Below are 23,057 nucleotides of genomic sequence, written 5' to 3' on the forward strand. Positions count from 1 at the left end.
GAACCCCTCACAAAAGAGTGTGGAATCACCTGTCGGATTGCTATAACAGTAAGATATACTTCCAAGCAATCCTTTATGTCAGTATCGCACTTTTCGTTTTGAATGTCTTGATGAGGTCCCCGTGCTGTTTCTTGCAGTAGCCCTGTACTTTTTGCTGGCGTGCGTAATCAGTTTTCTGGTGCTGTTTCCGGCCGGCCGCGCGTTTGTGCTGAGCATGCTGGCGCGCGCCGGCCTGCGCCTGCGAGGCTGGTTCGGACAGGCGGCACGCGTCAGGGGACAAAGTGTTGCGGCGATACGACAAACCGGCAGCACATCGGCGCGCGACGCCAGCCAGTTCTTTCGCCGCCATTACCTGCTCGTGATCGGCGGCCTGGTGCTGGTGTCGGTGCCGCCGCTGGTGGCCCTGTTCAGCGGCGGCACCGTGCTTGGCGGCTTCGAGGAGTCGACCCGCGAAATGGATACCCAGGTCGCCGGCCTGCTCGAAGGCGAGAACCTGGTGCCGCCCGCGCCGCTGCCGCCGATGCTGTTCGCCACCGTCGAAGTCGAGCAGGAACGCCCGATGATCGTCTCGGCCAGCCGCGATTGGTCACTGATGAATCCGGCGTACACCCAGCGCTTGCTGCAAGCGTTTAAAATAATGAAAGAACGGCATGGTTACGATATGGCCATCCTGGAAGGCTATCGCAGTCCGGAACGCCAGAACAAGCTGGCCGCGATGGGCTCGTCGGTGACCAATGCGGCTGCGTTCCAGAGCTGGCACCAGTACGGACTGGCGGCCGACTGCGCTTTCATACGTAACGGTAAAATTGTAATTTCGGAAAAAGATCCCTGGGCCATGCGCGGTTACGAGCTGTACGGCGAAGTTGCCGAATCGCTGGGGCTGACCTGGGGCGGACGCTGGAAAATGATGGACTTCGGACATACCGAGCTGCGCCTGGCCGGTGTGATGAAGCGCCGCTGAGCGGCACCAGGCGCGGTCAACGGCAGCGAACCTGCATGTCCCCCGTGCTGTGCCTGAACAAGGAAGACCCCTTCCGTCGCTGCGCCCTGATCCGGCCAGCGACGGTCCTGTTGTAAATGTTTTTATAAACTGAGTTTCTGATAATGATGCAATCAATCTGGCAGTTTCTGACAAGCCGTCGCACCCTGATCGTCGTCGGGTGGCTGGCGTTTGCCGCCGTCTTGCTGATCGGGGCGGCGGTGCTGGACCTCCCGGCCGAGTACGCGTTCGCCGTGCTCGGGGTGGCGCTGTTCTTCGGCTTGCTGGTCTGGCTATGGCGCCGCCACAAGCGCCAGCGCGCCGCCAGCAATCTCGGCGAGATGCTGGAACAGCAGGTCAACCACACGCCGGTGCGTGCCGACCCCGCCCAGCGCCAGGAACACGAAACCATCAAGAAACGCATGCTCGATGCGATCGCCACCATCAAGGGCTCCAAGCTGGGCCAGTTGTCCGGTGACGCGGCCCTGTACGAATTGCCGTGGTACATGATCATCGGCAATCCGGCGGCCGGCAAGAGCACGGCGATTGCCAGCTCCGGCCTGCAGTTTCCTTTTGCCGACAGCAAGATCGTCCAGGGCGTGGGCGGCACCCGCAACTGCGACTGGTTCTTCACCACCGACGGCATCCTGCTCGACACCGCCGGGCGCTATTCGGTGGTCGACGAAGACCGCACCGAGTGGTTCGGCTTCCTGTCGCTGCTGAAAAAATACCGCAAGAAGGCGCCGATCAACGGCATCATCATCGCCGTCAGCGTGGCCGAACTGACCGGCAACCGTCCCGAGTTCGCCATCAACCTGGCCAAAAACCTGCGCCAGCGCGTACAGGAACTGACCGAGCGCCTGGAAGTGCATGCGCCGGTGTACGTGGTGTTTACCAAGGCCGACCTGATCGCTGGCTTTAACGAATTCTTCCAGGACACCGAACGCGCCGAGCGCGACCGTGTCTGGGGCGCCACCCTGCCCTACAGCCATGCGGCCGGCAGCGAACAGGTGCTGACCCAGTTCGACGCCCGCTTCGACGAGCTGTACGACGGCCTGAAAGACATGAGCGCGGCCAATATGGCGCTGCAATGGCGCGAGCGCATGCCGCCCGGCATTTTCACCTTCCCGCTCGAATTTTCGACCATCAAGGCGCCGCTGCGCACCTTCATCGCCACCCTGTTCGAGGAAAACCCGTTCCAGTTCAAGCCGGTGTTCCGCGGCTTTTACTTCACCAGCGCGCTGCAGGAAGGCGAATCGATCTCGGCCTCGTCGCAGAAAGTGGCGCAGCGCTTCGACATCAAGCTGCAGCCGCAGCACCACGCCGAAACCCAGAACCAGAGCGGCTTCTTCCTGCTCAACCTGTTCCGCAACGTGATTTTCGCCGACAAGGACCTGGTCGCCCAGTACGCCAGCCCGAGCAAGACGCGCATGCGCTACGCCGCCTTCTTCCTGGCCACCGCCATGGTCGGCCTGACCCTGGGCGGCTGGAGCTGGTCGTACATGAGCAACCGCAAGCTGGTCGAAAACGTCCAGGCCGACCTCGACCAGGTGGTGAAGATCCAGACCAACAAGATCGACCTGCAATCGCGCTTTGAAGCGCTGCAAATCCTGCAGGACCGCATCGAACAGCTGGAAAAATACCGCGACAGCCGTCCGCTTTCGCTCTCGCTGGGCCTGTACCAGGGCGAACTGCTCGAACGCAAGCTGCGCGAGGAATACTTCAGCGGCGTGCGCGAAATCATGTTGAAACCGGTGGCCGGTTCGCTGGAAACCTTCCTTACCGAAGTCAACAGCAACGCCAGCGCGCTGCAGGGCGGCGTCAAGCCGGCCGCCGCCGACGCACCGGCCGGCACCGCCGCGCCCGCCGTGGCAGCCGCAGCCGCACCCGCCGCGCCGGCCGCCACCCAGTTCAAGGATGCCTCGCCAACCAGCACCGAAGACGCCTACAACGCCCTGAAAACCTACCTGATGCTGGGCGATAAGGCGCGTTTCGAGGGCGGCCACCTGAACGACCAGCTGACCCGCTTCTGGCGCGTCTGGCTCGACGCCAACCGGGGCGCCATGCCGCGCGAGCAAATGATCCGCAGCGCCGAGCGCACCATCTCGTTCTACCTGGCGCAGGTGGAAGACGTGTCCTGGCCGCAGATCGACAGCAAGCTGGCCCTGGTCGACCAGACCCGCGACACCCTGCGCCTGGTGGTGCGCGGCATGCCGGCGCGCGAACGCGTGTACGCCGACGTCAAGGCGCGCGCCGCCACCCGCTTCCCGTCGATGACGGTGGGCCGCATCGTCGGCGACCAGGACAAGGAACTGGTGCTGGGCAGCTACGCCGTGCCGGGCAGCTTCACGCGCGAAGCCTGGGAAGGCTTCGTGCAGGGCGCCTTCAAGGATGCCGCCAACAAGGAACTGCAAAGCGCCGACTGGGTGCTCAAGACCGCCTCCAAGGACGACCTGACGCTCGAAGGCAGCCCGGAACAGATCCAGAAGGCGCTGGTCGAGATGTACAAGAACGACTACGCCAGGGAATGGCAAAAGTTCGTGCAGGGCGTGACCATCCGCGACCTGAATGGTTTCGAGGCGGCGGCGGCGGCCATGAACCGCCTGGGCGACCCGCAAACCTCGCCCATCCAGAAGCTGATCACCACCGTCTACGAACAAACCTCGTGGGACAACCCGTCCCTGGTGGACAAGGGCATGGCCAGCGCCAAGCGCGACATGATGGGCTGGTTCCGCGAAGTGATCCTGCGCCGCAAGCCATCGCACGTCACCGTCGACCTGCCGCCAACCCAGAGCGGCAGCAGTATTGCGCCGCTGCCGCTGGGCCCCGTCGGCCGCGAATTTTCCGGCGTGGCGCGCCTGGTGGTCGCCAAGGACAAGGATGCCTCGCTCATGCGCGGCTACATGGAGCACCTGTCGAAACTGCGCAGCCGCTTCAACACCATCAAGAACCAGGGCGACCCGGGTCCGGGCGCCAAGCAGCTGATGCAGCAAACCTTGGATGGCAGCGGTTCCGAACTGGCCGAAGCGCTCAAGTATGTCGATGAACAGATGCTGACCGGGATGAGCGACATCCAGAAGCAAGCCATCCGTCCGATCCTGGTGCGTCCGCTGATGCAGACCTTCTCGGTGATCGTGCGTCCGACCGAGGCTGAAATCGACAAGGTGTGGGCGGCGCAGGTGCTGCAACCGTTCCGCCAGAACCTGGCCACCAAGTATCCGTTCGCGGCCGACTCGCGCTCGGAAGCGACCAACGATGAAATCGCCCAGGTGTTCGGGCCGTCGGGCGCGATCGCCAAGTTCTTCGATACCACCATCGGCCCGCTGGTGGTGCGCCGCGGCGACGTGGTGGCGGCCCGCACCTGGGCCAATATGGGCATCGGCCTGTCGCCGTCGGCGGTGTCGAGCTTCCCCGGCTGGATCGCGCCGCTGTCGGCCGGCGGCGTGGCCGCCGCCGCGGCCAGCAGCCCAAGCGGCGAAGCCCAGACCCAGTTCGACCTGCAAGCGCTGGGCGCCACCGGCGCCACCGAGTTCACCATCGAGATCGATGGCCAGTCGCTGCGCTGGAAAGGCCAGCCGCAGCCGTGGGTACACATGGTCTGGCCGAACCCGCAGGGTACGCCGGGCTCGCGCATCACCGCCATCACGCCGCAAGGCCAGACGGTGGTGCTGCTCAACGAACCGGGTCACTTCGGCCTGCGCAAGATGGTCGAATCGGCCCAGCGCAAGCGCAAGGATGGCGGGGTCTTCGAGCTGAGCTGGGAAAATGCCGGCGTCAAGGTCACCTCCAACCTGAAGATCATTCCAGCCGGCGCCAAGCCGGCGGCGACCTCGGCCCCGCAAGCGGGCAGCGGCTTCAAGCGCATGCGCCTGCCCGACACGATCATCAGTTCGAGCGTGCCTGCGGCCGTGCCGGCGCCCGCCCCTGCGGCGGCACCTGCACCAGCGCCTGCGGCAGCGGCCGCACCGGCGCCAGGCGCGGGAGCACGTCCATGAACCGCGCCGTCACGCCGATTCCGGTCGGCTATTTCGGCAAGATCCCCAGCCGCGGCGACTTCGTCAAGGGCAGCGACAACCCGGGCCTGATCAAGGTGCTGGACGACTGGCTGGCCCAGGCCATGGACCTGATGAGCGCCGACGCGCGCTGGAAACTGAACTACGACGCGGTCGCGCCGCTGCACTTCGCCTTCATCGGCCCGCGCCGCAGGAATGCCATCGCCGGCCATATCGTGGCCAGCAGCGACCAGTCGAACCGGCGCTTCCCGTTCCTGATGATGAGCGCGATGGAAGTGGCCGACCCGGCCACCTTCGTGGCGGACGCGCCGCTGGTGCTCTCGCGCCTGTGGAACCGGCTGGAAACGCTCAGCGCCGGCGTGATCGGCGCGGCCGATGCCGCCGCCCCGCTGCAGGCGGCCGCCAGCCACACCATCGACGTCGACCTGCGCGTCGCGGCCTATGAAGCGGCGTTCGAGGACTTCCTCGACATGCAGACCGTGGGCGCGCTCGATGGCCTCTTGAGCCAGGCCGGCTACGCCTGCTCGGCGCGCCAGGTGCTGCTGGCGCTCGGCATGCTGATGCAGCCGGTGATGGCCAGCAGTTCGAGCCGGCTCGAAAAGAGCCTGGTGCTGCCGCTGCCGGTCGATCCGATCTACCGCAACCTGGTGGCGGCATTCTGGATGCACCTGATTACCCCGTTCCTGGCGCGCGCCGATTTCGAGCTGGCCCTGTTCGTGGCCCGCATCAACGCCCGTCCGGCGCTGGTGGTGGGTTTTTCCGGCGCCTCCCCGCAAACGCTGCAGGCGATCATGGACCCCGGTGCGGCGCAGGAGCGCCACATCACGTTCGACCAGCTCGACTGGGTCGACGCCCAGACCGACACGGACTACGCGGTCCAGAAACTGTCCACCTATCTGGCGCAAGCCAATTTGTCACTCAAATCCGCGCTGGAATCGTTGCGCGCGGCGTTTATCGGAAGCTGATCATGCGCCACCTTGTCGCCCTGTTAATCCTGCTTGCCGGCGCAGTCAATGCCGGCGCACAAACCGCCGCCCCCCAGCCGGGCCAGGTGCTGGTATCCGGCACCGTGCCCGATGAAGCGAGCAAGGCCGCCGTGCTGGCGCGCCTGCGCGAGGTGTACGGCGCCGACCTGGTAGTCGACCAGATCACCGTCGGCCAGGTCGCCACGCCGGCCAACTGGAACGGCTACGTGCAAAAACTGATCACGCCGGACCTCAAGTCGATCTCGCGCGGCCAGCTGAAAATCGATGGCAGCACCGTCAGCATCAAGGGCGAAGTGGCCAGCGAAGCGACGCGCCAGAAAATCGCCGGCAACGTCACGGCCAGCCTGAACCCGACCTACACGGTCAACAACAGCCTGCGCGTATCGGCCGCCGACCAGAGCGTGCTCGATACCACGCTGGCCAACCGCATCGTCGAATTCGAAAGCGGCAAAGCCGCCCTGACCCCGGCCGGACGCGCGATTCTCGACGAAATGGCGGCGGCCATGATGAAGCTCAAGGACCGCAAGGTCGACATCATCGGCCACACCGATAGCCAGGGCAACAAGGCCACCAACCAGAACCTGAGCCAGGCGCGCGCCGAAGCGGTCAAGACCTACCTGACCAGCTCCGGCATCAAGGCTGAACTGCTCAGCGCTTCCGGCCAGGGCGCCGACCGCCCGGTCGCCAGCAACGACAGCGCGGACGGACGCGCGCGCAACCGCCGCATCGAATTCCGGATGGCGCAATAAGCGCCTCCCAACCACGAGGACACCATGTTTGCAGCAGAACCGCTCTTAACCCCGATCAGCGACGACCAGCCGGCCGGCGAGGACCTGGCCTTTTCGCCTGAACTCGACGCCATCACGCTGGCGCGCAAATTCGACGACCCCTCGCTCGACCAGGGCGAGTGGGTCACCGACATCAAGGAAGCCGACTGGGATTTCGTGGTGACCCGCTGCGCCGCCCTGCTCGAAAAAAAGAGCAAGGACTTGCGCCTGGGCGTGTGGCTGGCCGAGGCGGCCGCCAAGAAGCACCAGCTGCGCGGCCTGGGCGAGAGCTTCCGCGTGCTGGCCGGCCTGATCGAGCAGTATTGGGACCGCGGCCTGTTTCCGGAAGCCGAAGACGACGACCACGACCAGCGCATCGGCAACCTGTCCTGGATCCTGGGCCGCACCCCTGCCCTGCTGCGCGAAATGCGCATCACCGAAGGCACGCGCGGCTATACGCTGGTCGACTTCGAAGTGGCGCGCAAGCTGGCCAACGCCAGCGGCGGCGGCAGCTACAACAACAATGCGGGCGCGCCGGCCGGGCTGAAACTGCCCGACCTGGAAAAAGCGCGCAACGCCAACTCGGCCAAGTTCCGCGAAACCTTCACCGCCGACGCCCAATACTGCCTGGATGCGCTGCGCCAGTTCGAACAGGCGGCCGACACGCGCCTGGGCCACGACAGCCCGGGCTTCTCGAACGCGCGCGAAGCGGTGCAGGACATGGTGACCCTGATGCCGGCACCGAGCGCCGCGCCGGCCGAAGCGGTGGCCGCGCCGGGCGACTTTTATTACGCCGAGCCGGAAAACGACCAGGGTCCGCCAAGCGCGCCCCAGCCGGCCGGCCCGCCGGGCGTGATCCGCACCCGCGAGCAAGCCGTGACCCAATTGCGCAATGTGGCTGAATTCTTCCGCCGCACCGAGCCGCACAGCCCGGCCTCGTATTTCGCCGACAAGGCGGCCGACGCCGCCAACACCGACCTGCATGCCTGGCTGCGCTCCGTGGTCAAGGATTCGGGCGCCATGGCCCATATCGAAGAACTGCTGGGCGTGAAACCGCCGCAGGACGATTGATGCGCGCGCCGCCCCGGCCCGGATAAGGGCCGGGGCGCGCACGCCCTTGCTTAATAGTCGAGGTGATAGATGACCGGGCTGCCGTCGCCGGAGAACTGGCAAGCGATGGCCGGCGACTTTTGCGACTCCTTCATCCACTCGCGGCTCTTCTTGACGATGTCGCCGGGTTGCTTGATCATCATCCTCTTCAACTCGTCCAGATTGACCGTCACCCACTTGTAGCTGCAGACCGCCGGAACGGTGCTGCCTTGGGTATTGACCGTCCACACACCACGCTGATAGGTCAGCATCGCATCGGGAATGTGCGCGATCCAGTTCAGTACTTCAGCCTTGGCCGTGGCTTGCATCGACGTGATCAGCAAGGTGCTCAAGGGCAGGTCGCGCTGCTTTGCCAGCATCTGCGCCAGCTTTAAAACGTCGCCGCTGTGCCCGGCGTAGATGTGATCGCGTGTAAATTTGGAGTCGATCAGTTGCGAACTGGTCTTGTTCTTCACCAGCGCCACCATTTTCTTGCGCAATTCCGCTACCGTCTTCGGTCCGTCCTTGCCACACGTCCATGTTCTCGTTGCCATTCCCACTTCCTCCTCAGGTATTCTCGATGAACGCGGTGCTCGCAGCACCGCGTGACGGGACGCGACAGACCCCAGCGGGGCCCGCCGCACTTAATTATATTGCAATATCAAAAAATAAAGGTTTGCGTGCCGCACACGGCGCTTACTTGATGGTGTACTTGAACTGCCCCTTCTTGTCGGCGCTGACCTTGATCCTGGCGATCGCGGCGCCTTCGGCCATCTTGGCCAGCACGGTTTCGGCGATCTCGGGTAGCACCGTGCCGTTGAGGATATTGTCGACATTGCGCGCGCCCGAATCGACTTCGGTGCAGCGCGCCAGCACCGCTTCGACCAGCGCTTCGTCGTACGAGAATTCGGCCTTGTGGTTGGCGGCGATGCGCTGGGCGATCTTGCGCATCTTCAGTTCGATGATCTTGACCAGCGCGTCGTCGCCCAGCGGGTAGTAGGGAATCACCTTCAGGCGGCCCAGAAAGGCGGGCTTGAACTGCTTCATCAGGTGCGGACGGATCATCTCTTCCAGCATGTCCGGGGTCGGCATCTCTTCCGGCGTCTTGTTCAGGCACGCCTGCATCATCGCGCTCGACGCCACGTTCGAGGTCAGGATGATGATGGTGTTCTTGAAGTCGATCTCGCGCCCTTCGGCGTCGTCCATCACACCCTTGTCGAAGACCTGGAAGAACAGCTCCATCACGTCCGGGTGGGCCTTCTCGACTTCATCGAGCAGCACCACACTGTACGGATTGCGGCGTACCGCTTCGGTCAGCACCCCGCCTTCGCCGTAACCCACGTAGCCGGGCGGCGAGCCTTTCAGGCCCGAGACGCTGTGCGCTTCCTGGTATTCGCTCATGTTAATCGTGATCATCTTGCGCTCGCCGCCGTACAGCACATCGGCCAGCGCCAGTGCGGTTTCGGTCTTGCCGATGCCGGACGGGCCGACGAACAGGAACACCCCTTTCGGCTTGTTCGGGTCGTCCAGGTTGGCGCGCGAGGTGCGCACGCGCTGCGCCACCGCTTCGATCGCATACGACTGGCCCAGCACGCGCTCTTCCAGCAAGTCCTTCAGTTTCAGGACCGTCTTGATTTCATCCTTGACCATTTTGCCGAGCGGGATGCCGGTCCAGCCGGCGACAATCTCCGCCACCACGTGGCCGTCCACCTGCACCGGCACCATCGGCGTTTCGCCTTGCAGGGTGCGCAGTTCGGCCACCATGGCCTGGATATCCTTGCCCTTGCTGGCGTCCTTCTGTTCGGCGTCTTCCAGGCTGCGGCGGCCATCCATGATTTTTTCGGACAGCTGCTTTTCCTGCTCCCAGCGCGCCGCCAGCAGCGCGTGCTGCTCGGCGGCCGCCTTGCGCTGCTCGCCCAGTTCCTTCAGGCGCGCCGCGTGCGCGCCGCCCGAACTCTGTTCGCGCGTCAGCGCGCCGGCTTCGATGTCGATCCGTTCCAGCTTGCGCGCCAGGTTTTCGATCAGCGCCGGGGTGGCGTTCTGGCCCAGGGCGACCTTGGCGCAGGCGGTATCGAGCACGCTGATGGCCTTGTCCGGCAGCTGGCGGCCCATGATGTAGCGGTGCGACAGGCGCACCGCCTCGGTGATCGCTTCATCGTAGACGCGCACGCCGAAGTGTTTTTCCATCAGCGGGGCCATGCCGCGCAACATGGCGCAGGCCAGTTCTTCGCTCGGTTCCTCGACCTTGATCACCTGGAAGCGGCGCGCCAGGGCGGCATCCTTCTCGAAGTACTTTTTGTACTCGCTCCAGGTGGTGGCGGCGATGGTGCGCAGTTCGCCGCGCGCCAATGCAGGTTTCAACAGGTTGGCCGCGTCGTTCTGGCCGGCGGTGCCGCCCGCGCCGATCATGGTGTGCGCTTCGTCGATGAAGAGGATGATCGCGTGCGGGCTCTTCTTGACTTCGTCGATCACGTTCTTGAGGCGGTTCTCGAACTCGCCCTTGACGCTGGCGCCGGCTTGCAGCAGGCCCATGTCGAGCGTGTGGATCTCGACGCCCTTGAGCACGTCGGGCACGTCGTTGCTGGCGATGCGCAGCGCCAGGCCTTCGACCACGGCGGTCTTGCCCACGCCCGCTTCGCCGGTCAGGATCGGATTGTTCTGGCGGCGCCGCATCAGGATATCGATGGCCTGGCGGATTTCGGTATCGCGCCCGATCACCGGGTCGACCTTGCCGGCGCGCGCGCGCTCGGTCAGGTTGGTGGTGAACTGGTCGAGCGAGGGCGTCCTGGACGCGGCCTTGGCGGCCATGTCGCCGACCGGATCGTTGCCCTCGCCATCGTCGGCGCTGCCGGCCGTTTGCGTCGCCACGGCTTCCTGCGAACCGGCAGCGAGCTTGTCGAGGTTATGCTTGATCTGCTCGACGTCGAACTTGCCGAACAATTTGGAACCGCGGAAGGCCAGCTGCGCCAGTTCCGGATCGGTCAGCAAGGCTTGCAGCAAATGGCCGCTGCGGATTTCGGCCGTGCGCCCGGCTTGAATGTCGAGCGAGGCGATCAGCCAGGCGTTTTCGAACAGCTTGGGCAAGCGCACCGAAAACACCGGCGTGCGCGAGTTACCGGTCTTGAGGCGGCCCACTTCGGCCTGCAAGTCCGCTTCCAGCATGCCGGCGCTGATGCCGCACTGGCGCGCGATCAGCGCAAAGTCGCTCTTGGGCTGCTCCAGCAGCGCCAGGAACAGGTGTTCGATGTCGACTTCGTACTGGCCGAGGGACACGCAAATACTGGCCGCGCGGGTGGCGGCGGTGCGGCTGGTCTCATTGAGTTTGCCGATCAGCGTTTTCAGGTTGATGCTCATGCAAGTTCCTTTTTTTGTTGTATCGTGTTGTCAATCACAGCGCGTGGATATCGTAGCGGACATCGCTTCGGTCTTCCTGACGCGAACCGGTCACCAGAAAACTGTCCCAGCCCAGGCGCCCGCCGGTGCGCGCTTCATCCATGCACATGCCATGCACGTCGGAGCCGCGCAGCACCAGCTGCACTTCGTATTCGAGCGTCACGCCGGTAAACATGGTGATCATGCTCTTGAGCGCGCGCGCCGCCAGCCCGCCCGGCAGGAAGGAGTTGAAGCTGTCGTGGTCGAGCGGGCCGACCACCAGGCGCAGGCGCAGGTCGCGCTGCCATACGCGCTCGCCGGCCATGGCACCGCCACCCAGCATCGAATTGGCCGCGCCCAGCATGGTCTGCTGGCTGGCCGGCACCGCGTACCAGCAGCCGATGAACTGCTCGGCGCGGATACGCTGGTTGAAATACTCCGACAGCACGCGCGACATCTGCACCGCCGACGGCGGCCGGTGGCGCATGGCCGAGGCGAAGTAGCCGATCGATTCATCGAGCACCCCGCCGCCAACTTCGTCCTTGAGGCGGTGGCGCAGCGACTCGTTGCCCACCCCGGCCAGCGACAGCAGCAGCGGCAGGAAGCTGTCCTTGCCGTCGATCGCATATTTGAGTTCGAGCCGGTACTTGCGCCAGGCTTCGAAGAACAGCGCCAGCGAACGGTTCGAGAAGGTGTCGAGGAACGCGCGCGGACCTTCATCCTTGTTGTAGATGATGTGGGCCGAGATGCGGTCGGTGTAATGGGCCGGCAGCGCGCCGTTCCCGCCCAACAGGCCCATGAAGGCCGGCGTGATGCGGATGTATTTGAGCGTATTCGATTGCAGGGCCTCGCCCAGCGACCTGGCCTGGCGCGGCACGTCGCGCGGCACCGTCTCGATGTTTTCGAGCTGGCTGGGCGGAAAAGCGAGCGAGGTCGAATTCTGGAAGCGCAGGAAGTTGGCGATGGCGCCCTGCTGCGGCGAGCCGTGGCGCTTGAGCCATAGCTCGAGCATCCGCACCGCCTGGAAGAACTGGAAGCGGTACGGTTCCTCGAACAGACGTTCGATTACAGCAGGCTCAAATCGCCGCTTCGTGGCAAGCATCTCAATAGCTCTTCTCCATTTTTATTCGATACGATCACCAGTTGGGTGAAGCTGTTGGCGTGCACGTACAGGCCGAGGAAGCGGTCGATGATGTGGGCAAAAGCGTGGATGCCGCTGCCGACAAAGGCTTCCTCGTCGATCGTCAGGCGCACTTCCATGCCGCGCACCAGGCAGGCGAACGGGTTCCCCGGCAGCCAGGTGTTGGCCGCCTTGTAGGCTACCTCCGCGATGCCGCCGATCTGGCGCTGGGTCGACGGCGAGCGCGGCAAGTCGTACAAGGTGAGCATTTCGCGGAAGGCATCCAGGCCGCCTTCGGCCAGCGACAGGTGGTTCAGCGACAGGTGCGAGATCAGGCGCCAGTGGGCGCCGCGGCCACGCTCGAAGCGCTGCGAGGCCGTGGGTTTGCGCAGGAAGCTGATCTGGCGCACGGTGGAGCCGCCTTCGAGGAACAGGTCGCCGCCGCGCAGGCCGTAGGTCAAGGAGGCCGGCAAGTCGCGGTTGGTGCAGGTCAGCTCCAGGCTGAGGGTGTCGGTTTCGACTTCGGCCGGGTCGAAGTCGATGTCGACGATCGAAATCTCGGTCTCGAAGCCGGGGCTCTTGTCGGCGATAGTTTCATCGCGCCGCATGACCCAGTAGTGGCCCTTCTTTTCCGGCATCTGCCCGTGCTTGAGCGAGTAGAACGGGCGGAAGTCGACGATCGATTCGCCCTGCGGCGTCTGGCGCACCAGTTTCACCGAATCGATCGACTGCACTTCGTAGGCGAAGGCGCGGCGCGCGTCGGCCAGCACCGGGTAGCTGGCAGTGGTGTGGGTCAGGCGAATCGGCTCGCCGCGCTGGCGGAACAGGTTCACCACCGGGGTGCAGCCGAGCAGCACGTTGTTGGTGGAGAGCGTGCCGAGCATGCGCGCCGCATTCGAGTCGGTACGCATGCCCGACAGCGCCAGGTGCAGGGTGATCGTGCGGCAGCCCATCGGCAGTACCGCCGTCAGCGCGGCCAGGTCGATGTCGAAGAAGTTGAATTTTTCGGGGAAGCAGAAATATTCGGTCAGCAGGCGGTAGGCCGTGTGCGAGCGCGCCGCGAAGTCGATCAGCGATTCGTCTTCGTCGAAGCCGGCCGCGTGCACCGGGATGGCCGGCAGCGCCATCCAGCGCCCGCTGCTGTCGCCTTCGGCGTAGGCGGCCACGGTGCGCATGAACAGCGCGTCGCGCAGCGCCGCGCAGAACGAGGGCTCGCCATCGATGAACACGCGCAGTTTGGCCAGGCCGAGTTGGGCCAGCGACACCTGGTCCGACAGGCTGCTGATGGTCAGGCTCACGCTGGAGGTGGCGCCGACCGGGGGCCGGATCGCTTCGGGCGTGTCGATGATCGGCGCGAACGATGCGGCGGAGAGCGCCAGCGGCGCCACCGTCACCGGATAGGCGGTGCGGAAGGTGCAGGAAGCGCCGCGCACCGGGCGCGTGGTCAGCTGGGTGCCGCGCGGGATCGCGGTGGCGGCGGTCAGCTGCGCGGCCACGCCCGCAAAGTCCATGTGCGCGATCGAGCACGAAGGAAACGGGCGCAGGTAGTGCGGATACAGCACTTCAAACAGTGCTTCGGTAAATTCGGGATAGTCGTCGTCGAGCCGCTTGGCGATGCGCGAATTGAGCAGCGCAAACGATTCGATCATGCGTTCGATGTGCGGGTCTTCGCACACCTCGCCGGCGATCAGCAGACGCCCGGCGATCTTGGGATAGCGCTCTGAAAATTCGCGCGAATAGCGGCGCAAGAATCCCAGTTCGCGTTCGTAATACGGTAACAGATCTTCCAAACTCAGGCTCCCCCGGATGCAAGGCGGCGCGCTTTGCTGATGGTGTAGTGCAGGCTCGATGGCTGCAAGACGGCGTCAAAATTGACGGGCTCCTGGGAACTGCTCACGACCAGCAGCGCCGTGATGGCGAAATTGAGACGGTTGACCGAATCTTCGCGGATTTCCAGCGACGCCTTGACGTTGCGCAGGCGCGGCTCATGGCGTGCGATGGCTTTTTCGAGACACAGGCAGATGAAGGCCCGGTCGTCGGTGCTCGACAGCGACCGGCCTGCAAAATCATTCAGGCCGAATGTCACGATCGAGCGACCGCATTCGGGGTACCGTTTCAGCAAGTCTTCCGGTATCACGGTGCGCGTGTTGAGCAGCGCCTCGAGATCGCGTGCGACCGAGTCCTTCAAGTCCTCGATCGACATCCGGGTGACTGTGCCGCTGGAGGAACCATTGACCGGCACATCCATCAACCGGTCAAACAAACCTGGCGTAAAACCCTTCATTGGTACCCCGTTGCGTTACTGCTGTTACGCGGTTTTGTTAGTCGCCAGATCCCAGCCGCCGGAAGTGTTACCGCCCGAACCGCCGCCGACTTTCTGCTGCGTGTATTTCCATTTGACTTTCGAGTACTTGAGCGACAGGTTTTCGGTCAGGATGTCGCCGGCCGAAACGGCTGGAGCCACGCTGGAGATCAGCACGTTTTCCAGTTCGATTTCGAAGTACTTGATACGCTCGCCCTGACCGTCGGCGCGCAGGAATTCCAGCTTTGCCTTGGCCAGGGTTTTGCCCGACGAGCAGTTCTGCAGCAGCAGAGGGGTTGCCAGGTCGGCCAGTTTGGCGATAACGATATCGCGGTGCTCGGTACGCTCGGCGGTATGGCCGCCGCCGGTCGATGCGGTAGCCGATTTAGGCTGCAGCACTTCCCAGCTGACGGACTGGCATTCGATCCAGTCTTTGTGGGCGGAGTCGGTCGACTCGCCTTTGATGCCGTCGATTTGGAGGTAGACGTCGATTGCCATTGTGTTCCTTTCAGTGGTTTATAGGTACTACGGGGTGCTACGATTTGGTCGATGGTGGTAGCTCCGCGACCAGACGGAGTGAAACGGAAAGTTCGTCGAGCTGGAAGTGCGGACGCAGGAACGACACGGCGCGGTACACGCCCGGACGGCCCGGCACTTCCGACACTTGCACCGACGCTTCGCGCAGCGGGAACTGGGCTTTCTGTTCCTGGCTTGCGTTATCGTCGAGCAGCACGTATTGGGTCAGCCAGCGGTTCAGGTGGTCTTCGACGTTCGATGCCGCGGCAAAACTGCCGATCTTGTCGCGCATCATGGCCTTCATGTAGTGGGCGATGCGCGAGACGGCGAAGATGTACTGCAGCTGGGCCGACAGGACCGCGTTGGCGTTGGCCGAATCGGTGTTGTATTTCTTGGCTTTCTGGGCCGATTGGGCGCCGAAGAAGGCCGCGTAGTCGGTATTCTTGCAGTGCACCAGCGAGATGAAGCCGAGGTCGGACAGCTCTTTCTCGCGGCGGTCGGTGATCGCGATTTCAGCCGGGCACTTGAGCGCGACTTCGCCTTCATCGGTCTTGAAGGTGTGGGTCGGCAAGTCTTCGACCAGGCCGCCGCCTTCGACGCCGCGGATCGCCGCGCACCAGCCGAAGTCGTCGAACGCGCCGGTCAGCTTGGTGGCGAAGGCGTAGGCCGCGTTGCACCACAGGTATTTGTGGTGGTCGGTGCCGTCCACGTCTTCCACGAAATTGAAGCCTTCGGTGGTGGCGCCATCAGCCGGGTGGAATGGCAGGCGGCCCAGGAAGCGCGGCAGGGTGATGCCGACGTAGCGCGAATCTTCGGATTCGCGGAACGATTTCCATTTTGCGTATTCGACGGTGTCGAAGATCTTGGCCAGGTCGCGCGGTTTGCCCAGTTCGCTATAGCTTTCCAGGCCGAACAGCTCGGGCGAGGCCGAGGTGATGAACGGCGCGTGGGCGGCGGCGGCGATGTGCGACATCTGCTCGACGAAATACATGTCTTCCGGCTGGCGGGTGATCTCGAAGTCGCCCAGGAGCGAACCGAACGGAGCGCCACCGAAGGTGCCGAATTCTTCCTCGTAGACCTTCTTGAACATCGTGCTCTGGTCGAACTCGAGCGCACTCTGGAAATCCTTGACCAGCTCGCGCTTGGTGGCGTTGAGCATCTTGATCTTGAGGTTGGTGCCGGTCGAGGTGTTTTTCACCAGGTAATGCAGGCCGGTCCAGCTGCTTTCGAGCTTCTGGAATTCGGGCGCGTGCATCACGGCCGAGAGCTGGTCCGAAATCATGCGGTCCAGTTCGGCGACGCGGGCATCGATGGTGGCCGACAGGTTGTCCGACACGATCACCGTGCCATCCATCACCTGGTGCACCAGTTCCGAAATCAAGTCCTTGGCGCGGGCGTGCTCGACGCTCGATTTGGCCACCTTGCTCTGTTCGACGATCTGGTCGAGCAAGGCCGTTTCATGGGTCGTCGCGGCGGCGCCGGAGGCAGGGGTCAGTTGAGCGGACATGATCAGTCTTTCTTGGCGTTGGCTTGCTGGCCGAGTTCGGCCAATTTCTCGGTGTTGCTGAGCACATCGTTGAGGATGTCTTCGAGTTTGTCGTTGCCGGCCAGCTTGTTGCGCAGGTCGGCCAGCTTGGTACGCGCTTCGAGCAGCTTGCGCAGCGGCTCGACTTGCTGGACCACCGCCTCGGGACGGAAATCTTCCATCGACTTGAACTTGAGGTCGACGGCGAACTTGCCGCCCTCGCCGGTCAGGGTATTGTTGACGCGGTAAGCGGCGCGCGGCTCGACGCCCTTCATGACTTCATCGAAATTGTCGCGGTCGATGCCGACGAAATTGCGGTCTTTCAGGCGCTTCTTCTCGACTTCGGAACTGCCGCCGAAATCGCCGACGACGCCCATCACGAACGGCAGCTCCTTGCTTTCGATCGCATCGCCGATTTCGACGTCATAGGTCATCTGCACGCGCGGTGGACGCACTTTTTGCAGACGCTTTTGGACACTTTCTTTCTTGGACATGGTAGTTCCTTCTACATGGTTGGAGCGTAAATCGCCGGCTTACTTGAGCAAGTCGAATGGGTCTGATTTGTTGCCATCGTCCTTGTCGGTCTTGGACGTCTTCTCGGCCTTGTCACGGCGCTTGACCGGTTCGGTGCGGCGCACCGAGCTCGCCACCGGGCTCTCGCCCAGGTTTTCGCGCAACAGCTTGGCCAGGTCCTGGGACTCGGTGCGCAGGGCCGGGGTCATGCCGTTCTGGCGGTTCAGGTCGCCCAAGGCGCGGGTCGACAGGCGCAGGCCGGCGATGGCGATGATGCTGTTGGCCGCCTTGTCGTTGGGATCACGCAACAACACCTCCTGGGCGCTGACGATCGCTTCGCCGTACTGGCCGGCGTCGTAGCGGGTCTGGGCGATGCTCGCCCACGGCGTCTTGTCGGCCGGATAGGCGGCAGCGGCCTGCTTCCACATGGAGACGGCCTGTTCCTTCTGGCCGGAACCGGCGGCCTGGGTCGCCTGGTTGAGCAGATCGGCCAGCGGCGCCGGGCCCTTCGGCACCACCGGCGTCGTGCCACAGGCGGAGAGGGCCGCGGCACAAGCCATGACGCCGAACAGGTGCTTCAGATCGAAAAAAGAGGTCATGCGGTATCCTTGAGAGCATTATCGAAAAAATAATGTGTATATTGTAACACTTATTACACGGGCAACGTTAGCAGAGATTGAAATTTTACATCGCTCAATTGAAAATCACACATTCTCACTTTGTAGTAGGCGCGCACGTTTCATCAGGTCGAAGACAAATCTTCTCATAAATGTTATTGTTCCGCTAATTAGTTTTTTAAATAAATGCAAAATTTTTCAAAGGTGCCCACAGCATGTCTAGCAAAGTCCTCTGGGGCGAAGGATTATTCCTCCGGCCCCAGCACTTCCAGCAGCAGGATCAGTACCACGAACACCGCCTGCACGAAAGCGTGAAGGCGGTCCATCCCTACGCGTGGGGAGTGAACCAGTTGCAGGTCGACCGCGATGCGCTGGCCAACAATGCGCTGCGCGTGCTGGAACTGTCGCTGCGCTTCCAGGACGGCGAACTGGTCGACGCGCCAGGCGCCGACGCCCTGCCCGAGACGGTGGACCTGAGCCAGCTGCTGCAGTCGCAGCAGACCGTCACCTTTTACGCCGCCCTGCCCGCCTTCAAGCCGTTCGGCGGCAACTTCGCGCCGCTCGGCCAGACCGCCAACGCGGCCCGTTTCGTGCAGGCCAATGCCGACACGCCCGACCTGTACACCCAGGCCGCGCAAGCCCAGCTGACCTACCTGAAAAAGAGCGTGCGCCTGATTTCCGAATTCGAGCCGCGCGATTCGTACACCCACTTCCCGCTGCTGCGCCTGCGCCGCGTGGCCACCGGCGGCTTCGAGATGGACCCGGCGTTCGTGCCGCCGAGCATGTCGGTGCGCAGCGCCCCGATCCTGTTCCTGCAATTGCGCCGCCTGATCGATGCGCTGCAAGCGAAAGTGAGCGCGCTGTACGGCCACCACCGCGAGCCGAGCAAGAACGTGATCGAATTCCGTTCCGGCGACATGTCCTCGTTCTGGCTGCTGCACACGGCCAGCACCGCGTATGCCTCGCTGACGCACTACTTCCATCATCCAGGCTTGCATCCGGAACGGCTGTACGAAGCGCTGCTGGGCGTGGCGGGGGCGCTGATGACGTTTTCCAGGAGCTGGACCCTGGCCGACCTGCCGCCTTACCAGCACGCCGATCCGGGGCCGGCGTTCGCGAAATTGAACACGATCATCCGCGACCTGCTGGACACTGTAATCTCGTCAAAGTACTTCGCCATTGCGCTCGATCTGATCAAGCCCTCCTACTATCTGGGCTCGCTGGAGTCGGGCAAGATCGACGACAAGACCGCGTTTTACCTGGCCGTGTCGGCCAATTTGCCGGCCATCGAACTGGTGGACGTGGTGCCGCTGCGCTTCAAGATCGGCGCGCCGGACGACGTTGAAAAATTCGTGCTCTCGGCCATGCCGGGCGTGCGCCTGCAGCACGCGCCGCAGGTGCCGCCAGCCGTGCCGGTGCGCCCTGACACCATCTACTTCACGATCGAGGCCAAGGGCCAGATGTACGAACGGATGATGCAGGCGCAATCGATTTCCATCTATGTTCCTGAAGGCTTGCGCGAGCTGACCCTGGAACTGATCGCCGTCACCTCCTGACCCAAGGACTTACCCACATGACTACCACTGCACCCTCGCTGATGGCCGGCGGCCCGGTTGCCGCCGCCGCTGCGGGAGCCACCCCGCAAACGCTGCTGGACCTGATGTACGACGGTTTTTACGCGCTGTTCATGCTCAAGAACGGCAACGGCCCGCAAGACAATGCCGACTTCCAGCACAAGACCACGCAGTTTCTCGAAGACTTCACGCGCGGCGCCAAGAAACAGGGCGCCTCGGCCGACGATATCGACGCCGCCAAGTATGCCTTCTGCGCGGCGGTCGATGAAATCATCCTGCGCTCGACCTTCTCGATCCGCGACGAATGGGAACGGCGCCCGCTGCAACTGGTGCTGTTCGGCGACCAGCTGGCCGGCGAGAATTTCTATCACCGCCTCGAATCGCTGCGCACGCGCGGCAGCACGCACTTGCAGGCGCTGGAAGTGTTCCATATGTGCCTGCTGCTGGGCTTCCAGGGCCGCTATATCCTGGAAGGTTCGGAAAAGCTGAACTACCTGACCGCGCGCCTGGGCGATGAAATCGCCAACATGAAGGGCAAGCGCGGGGGCTTCGCGCCGCACGCCGACCGGCCCGACCAGATCGTGCACAAGCTGCGCAGCGACCTGCCGCTGTGGGTACTGTGCTCGGTGTTCGGATTGATCTGCATCCTCGGCTATATCGGCCTGCGCGCTTCGCTCGGCAAGACCACCGAGGAACGCATGGCCGGCTATAACGATGTGGTCAAGCTGGCGCCGCGCGCCGCCAACCTGACCATCACCCTGCCTTGACCCGCATGCGCGCGGCGCCGGCATCAGCATGCGGCGCATCCGCGCCGGCCTGATCGCGTTGTTCGCGGCCGGCGCGCCGGCCGCGCCGGCCGCAGCCAGGGAGGCCGTTATCGCCGCACCGCAGTTGACCTTATGGGAAGCCGTCGTGGCGCTGGCCGTACGCGTGCCATTCGCCAGGGCGCACGTGGAGCGCGTACTCGGTGCCCCCTGCGCGCGACCGGCAGGGGCGGCAACGACCTGTTTTATCTCTACGAAAGCACCCCCGTGCCGCTCGCCGGCGGCGTGGTGATCGCCAATGTCGACCTGCGCATCGCGCGAAGGCAGCCATCCCGGGTTCATGGTGCTCGCCATCGGCGGCAGCTGCGTCACCCTTGCCGACGTGCGCCGCCAGTACGGCACGCTGCGCCTTACCGGCTATCCGCGCGGCCGCTCCATTCACGAGTCGACCTCGCACACAAGCCAGCGCTCATGGGGTACGCTGTCGTTTGGTTTCGCCGAGCGCAATCCGGACTGCCTGTCGTCGATCGCGTTCGATCCCGCGAAAGCGCCGCCGCCATGAGTGACCGGTAACCCGGATTAAGGAAATATGAAGCAAGAAATCTACATCAGCACCGACGTCGAAACCGACGGCCCGATTCCCGGACCGCACTCGATGCTCAGCATCGGATCGGCAGCCTACCTGGCCGACAAGACATGCATCGCGACCTTCAGCGCGAACCTGGAATGCCTGCCCGACGCCGCCGCGCATCCCGCCACCGCCGCGTGGTGGCTGACCCAGCCCGAGGCATGGGCAACCTGCCGCGCGGACCTGGAAACGCCACTGGCGGCCATGCAGCGCTATCTGGCATGGGTCAAGGCGCTGCCGGGCAAGCCGGTGTTCGTGGCTTACCCGGCCGGCTTCGATTTCCTGTTTGTGTACTGGTACCTGATCCGCTTTACCGGCGAAAGCCCGTTCAGCCATTCCGCGCTCGATATCAAATCGTACGCGATGGCCGTGATGAAGCGCGGTTACCGCGACAGCACCAAGCGCAATATGCCCAAGCACTGGTTCGATCCCCTGCCCCATTCGCATGTGGCGCTCGATGACGCCATCGAACAGGGTGCGCTGTTCTGCAATATGCTGGCCGAAAACCTGAAACGCGGCGCTCAGGAAGGATAGGCGGCGATCTTGGCGGCGAGGCGGCGCGCCAGGTAGCCATTGGCGGCGCCGAGCGCGGCGAGGATGACCTTGCCCTCCTCGCCGTAGGCAGTGATTTTTTCCTGCGGCCAGTAATGCGGTGGCGCTTCCAGATTGCTGATACGGTCGGCCAGCTTGACGCACCATATGGGCTTTGGCTGCAGCAGGATTCTTTTCAAGCTGTCGGCCATGGCTTCCGCCTTCGGGAGGCTGGGCGACTTCGACAAGGCGGCCACGCCGTCGGCCACGGCCAGCCCGAATTCGGCGACCAGCGTGCCGTGCGAGACATCCTGATCCTCCATCGCGTCGTGCAGGATGGCGCATTGCATGGCAATGCCGATGCCGTCGATCGGGTCCTGCGCATGGGCGCCGAGAAGCTCCATGCCCACCATTCCCAGATGGACCAGATAGGGCATGTCGGTGCCCGGAAATTTTTGTAGGGCGTGGGCTTCGGCGGCAAAGCGCCAGGCCTTGAGACATGCTTCCTGGTCCGCGTAATCGATCTGCTGTGTCATTGTTCCTCCGATGGTCGATCTTAACGCAGCCGGCAGAAATGCGTGCGACTGGCTACAATATCGGCACGCCGGCAAGCGTCGGTATCAACAGGAGAAGACATGTTCAGGGAAGTCGCGGAACTGAAGGTCGCTGCGGGAACGGAGCAGCTGTTTGAAGCAGGCGTGCAGCAGGCCATACCGCTGTTCAAGCGCGCCAAAGGATGTCATGGCATGCGCATGGAGCGTTCGGTCGAAGAACCGGGCAGCTACATGCTGTTCGTCGAATGGGAAACCATCGAGGATCACATGGTGCATTTTCGCGAGAGCGAGGATTTCCTGGAATGGCGCCGGCTGGTGGGTGGCTTTTTCAGCGCACCGCCGCGCGTTTTTCATACCACCAGCGCGGTCGAGGGCTTCTGACCCAACGCGCCGGCGCGCATGATGCTGGGTTGCCGTATCCTCTGCGGAAACACTCGCGCGGATTGCGAATGCATGAACACAGCCGGTGGAAGCGCCGGTCGTGTAACCGTTCTGCGGAAAATGCCGTGTCTGAAAGTCAGTCCTGACGTCGTTTCCAGAAGAGTGATCAGGCTAAATACACGCAAAATCCGCCGCCAAATCTCATATAACCCGCAACGGCAGTGGAATCACCTCTTACTGCGCTGGACGTCCATTTCCACTAACAACGAGATACAGCCTTACATTAGCCTGTATCTGTATTTATTCACCCAATCATAAGCTTCATATCCGGTCGTTCTTTTATTAGACGCTCCGCCTCACTCGCCAACTCGCCGAGCCGGCCCAGATAGTGAATCTTGGTCTGCATTGACTCATCCCTCAATACCAAAATAGCATCACGGATGAGATTTACCTCGTCAAGAAACAGGGTCAAATTCTCTTTTGTGACCTCAGAAAAAGTTCCCCAATCTATAAGCGTTAACCCGTATTTTTCCGCGATAGGCTCAATCACGGAGTGAAACCCCGACTCCGTTGAAACGGCAAGGTCGTAACATTTTTCGTACTCACTTATCGGATTTCCGATTGAAAGTGTAACGCTCATTTTTTTCCTTCTGTTTTATCCATTTGCGCGGAAGCCGAAACATGCGCGCTGAAAATTTCACTTTCATCAAAAGTTTAACGTTCGTAGCACATGTTGAAGTGATTGACGCGCCAGAAGCCAGCGGATACGGCCTGATGCAGGCCGTTAAGGAGGAATGTGATTACCCGTTTCGCGCAAATGCGTGTT

At 63.1% G+C, this 23,057-nt stretch carries 21 protein-coding genes; 10 read left to right on the plus strand and 11 right to left on the minus strand.

The features are described 5' to 3' along the window. Positions 1 to 121 precede the first annotated feature (121 nt). The 5 genes from PO883_RS12885 to tssA all read left to right on the plus strand — a co-directional run bounded on the left by PO883_RS12885 (position 122) and on the right by tssA (position 7,816). The gene (locus tag PO883_RS12885) at positions 122 to 961 is read left to right on the plus strand and encodes a M15 family metallopeptidase (RefSeq protein WP_289310120.1); all 840 of its coding nucleotides are present in this window, start codon (positions 122 to 124) and stop codon (positions 959 to 961) included. Positions 962 to 1,107: 146 nt separating this feature from the next. After that, on the plus strand, positions 1,108 to 4,974 hold the full coding sequence (tssM, locus tag PO883_RS12890; protein WP_289310137.1) for a type VI secretion system membrane subunit TssM: 3,867 nt from the start codon (positions 1,108 to 1,110) through the stop codon (positions 4,972 to 4,974). Next, a complete protein-coding gene (gene tagF, locus PO883_RS12895) occupies positions 4,971 to 5,957 on the plus strand; it encodes a type VI secretion system-associated protein TagF (RefSeq protein WP_289310121.1) in 987 nt (328 codons plus the stop codon). The genes tssM and tagF overlap by 4 nt, the downstream gene beginning before the upstream one ends. Positions 5,958 to 5,959: 2 nt before the next feature. Beyond that, entirely contained in the window at positions 5,960 to 6,727 is a 768-nt protein-coding gene (locus PO883_RS12900) for an OmpA family protein (protein WP_289310122.1), read from the plus strand. A 24-nt stretch (positions 6,728 to 6,751) separates the two neighbouring features. Continuing rightward, positions 6,752 to 7,816, plus strand: coding sequence for a type VI secretion system protein TssA (gene tssA, locus PO883_RS12905; RefSeq protein WP_289310123.1), 1,065 nt, complete (start codon positions 6,752 to 6,754; stop codon positions 7,814 to 7,816). A gap of 50 nt (positions 7,817 to 7,866) precedes the next feature. On the opposite strand, the gene PO883_RS12910 is transcribed toward tssA, so the two are convergent. The 9 genes from PO883_RS12910 to PO883_RS12950 form a co-directional block, all read right to left on the minus strand. Further along, positions 7,867 to 8,388, minus strand: coding sequence for a hypothetical protein (locus tag PO883_RS12910; RefSeq protein WP_289310124.1), 522 nt, complete (start codon positions 8,386 to 8,388; stop codon positions 7,867 to 7,869). A gap of 142 nt (positions 8,389 to 8,530) precedes the next feature. Beyond that, positions 8,531 to 11,188, minus strand: coding sequence for a type VI secretion system ATPase TssH (gene tssH / locus PO883_RS12915; protein ID WP_289310125.1), 2,658 nt, complete (start codon positions 11,186 to 11,188; stop codon positions 8,531 to 8,533). A 34-nt stretch (positions 11,189 to 11,222) separates the two neighbouring features. Then, positions 11,223 to 12,308: a type VI secretion system baseplate subunit TssG gene (gene tssG, locus PO883_RS12920; RefSeq protein ID WP_289310126.1), complete on the minus strand. Its 1,086-nt coding sequence runs from the start codon at positions 12,306 to 12,308 to the stop codon at positions 11,223 to 11,225. After that, on the minus strand, positions 12,272 to 14,116 hold the full coding sequence (tssF, locus tag PO883_RS12925) for a type VI secretion system baseplate subunit TssF (RefSeq protein WP_167092600.1): 1,845 nt from the start codon (positions 14,114 to 14,116) through the stop codon (positions 12,272 to 12,274). The genes tssG and tssF overlap by 37 nt, the downstream gene beginning before the upstream one ends. Before the next feature lie 2 nt (positions 14,117 to 14,118). Beyond that, a complete protein-coding gene (gene tssE, locus PO883_RS12930) occupies positions 14,119 to 14,610 on the minus strand; it encodes a type VI secretion system baseplate subunit TssE (protein ID WP_289310127.1) in 492 nt (163 codons plus the stop codon). Between the two features lie 24 nt (positions 14,611 to 14,634). Beyond that, complete coding sequence (locus PO883_RS12935) at positions 14,635 to 15,126, minus strand: type VI secretion system tube protein Hcp (RefSeq protein WP_167092594.1); 492 nt, start codon at positions 15,124 to 15,126, stop codon at positions 14,635 to 14,637. A 37-nt stretch (positions 15,127 to 15,163) separates the two neighbouring features. Continuing rightward, the gene (gene tssC / locus PO883_RS12940; protein WP_289310128.1) at positions 15,164 to 16,651 is read right to left on the minus strand and encodes a type VI secretion system contractile sheath large subunit; all 1,488 of its coding nucleotides are present in this window, start codon (positions 16,649 to 16,651) and stop codon (positions 15,164 to 15,166) included. A gap of 2 nt (positions 16,652 to 16,653) precedes the next feature. Then, positions 16,654 to 17,163 carry a type VI secretion system contractile sheath small subunit gene (gene tssB / locus PO883_RS12945; protein WP_099877643.1) on the minus strand — a complete coding sequence of 170 codons (510 nt, stop codon included), beginning with the start codon at positions 17,161 to 17,163 and terminating at the stop codon, positions 16,654 to 16,656. Between the two features lie 39 nt (positions 17,164 to 17,202). Next, complete coding sequence (locus tag PO883_RS12950; protein WP_289310129.1) at positions 17,203 to 17,781, minus strand: M48 family metallopeptidase; 579 nt, start codon at positions 17,779 to 17,781, stop codon at positions 17,203 to 17,205. A gap of 233 nt (positions 17,782 to 18,014) precedes the next feature. Between PO883_RS12950 and tssK the strand changes: the two genes are divergently transcribed. The 4 genes from tssK (at position 18,015) to PO883_RS12970 (ending at position 21,299) form a co-directional block, all read left to right on the plus strand. After that, complete coding sequence (gene tssK, locus PO883_RS12955) at positions 18,015 to 19,355, plus strand: type VI secretion system baseplate subunit TssK (protein ID WP_167092592.1); 1,341 nt, start codon at positions 18,015 to 18,017, stop codon at positions 19,353 to 19,355. 17 nt (positions 19,356 to 19,372) lie between these two features. Next, entirely contained in the window at positions 19,373 to 20,140 is a 768-nt protein-coding gene (gene icmH / locus PO883_RS12960; protein WP_373890061.1) for a type IVB secretion system protein IcmH/DotU, read from the plus strand. 295 nt (positions 20,141 to 20,435) lie between these two features. After that, positions 20,436 to 20,699: a hypothetical protein gene (locus tag PO883_RS12965; RefSeq protein ID WP_289310130.1), complete on the plus strand. Its 264-nt coding sequence runs from the start codon at positions 20,436 to 20,438 to the stop codon at positions 20,697 to 20,699. A 27-nt stretch (positions 20,700 to 20,726) separates the two neighbouring features. Further along, positions 20,727 to 21,299 (plus strand): exonuclease, encoded by a 573-nt coding sequence (locus PO883_RS12970; protein ID WP_289310131.1) that lies wholly within the window; start codon positions 20,727 to 20,729, stop codon positions 21,297 to 21,299. Here the strand turns inward: PO883_RS12970 and PO883_RS12975 are convergent. Then, a complete protein-coding gene (locus PO883_RS12975; RefSeq protein WP_289310132.1) occupies positions 21,287 to 21,832 on the minus strand; it encodes an HD domain-containing protein in 546 nt (181 codons plus the stop codon). The genes PO883_RS12970 and PO883_RS12975 overlap by 13 nt on opposite strands. A gap of 99 nt (positions 21,833 to 21,931) precedes the next feature. Here PO883_RS12975 and PO883_RS12980 point away from each other — a divergent pair, with 99 nt between their 5' ends. After that, positions 21,932 to 22,231, plus strand: coding sequence for an antibiotic biosynthesis monooxygenase (locus PO883_RS12980; protein ID WP_167092581.1), 300 nt, complete (start codon positions 21,932 to 21,934; stop codon positions 22,229 to 22,231). Between the two features lie 304 nt (positions 22,232 to 22,535). Here the strand turns inward: PO883_RS12980 and PO883_RS12985 are convergent, their stop codons facing one another. Further along, complete coding sequence (locus PO883_RS12985) at positions 22,536 to 22,871, minus strand: hypothetical protein (RefSeq protein WP_289310133.1); 336 nt, start codon at positions 22,869 to 22,871, stop codon at positions 22,536 to 22,538. Positions 22,872 to 23,057 lie beyond the last annotated feature (186 nt).

Origin of the sequence: Massilia sp. DJPM01 (genome assembly GCF_030348125.1) — a bacterium.
Lineage (GTDB): Bacteria > Pseudomonadota > Gammaproteobacteria > Burkholderiales > Burkholderiaceae_D > Telluria_A > Telluria_A frigida.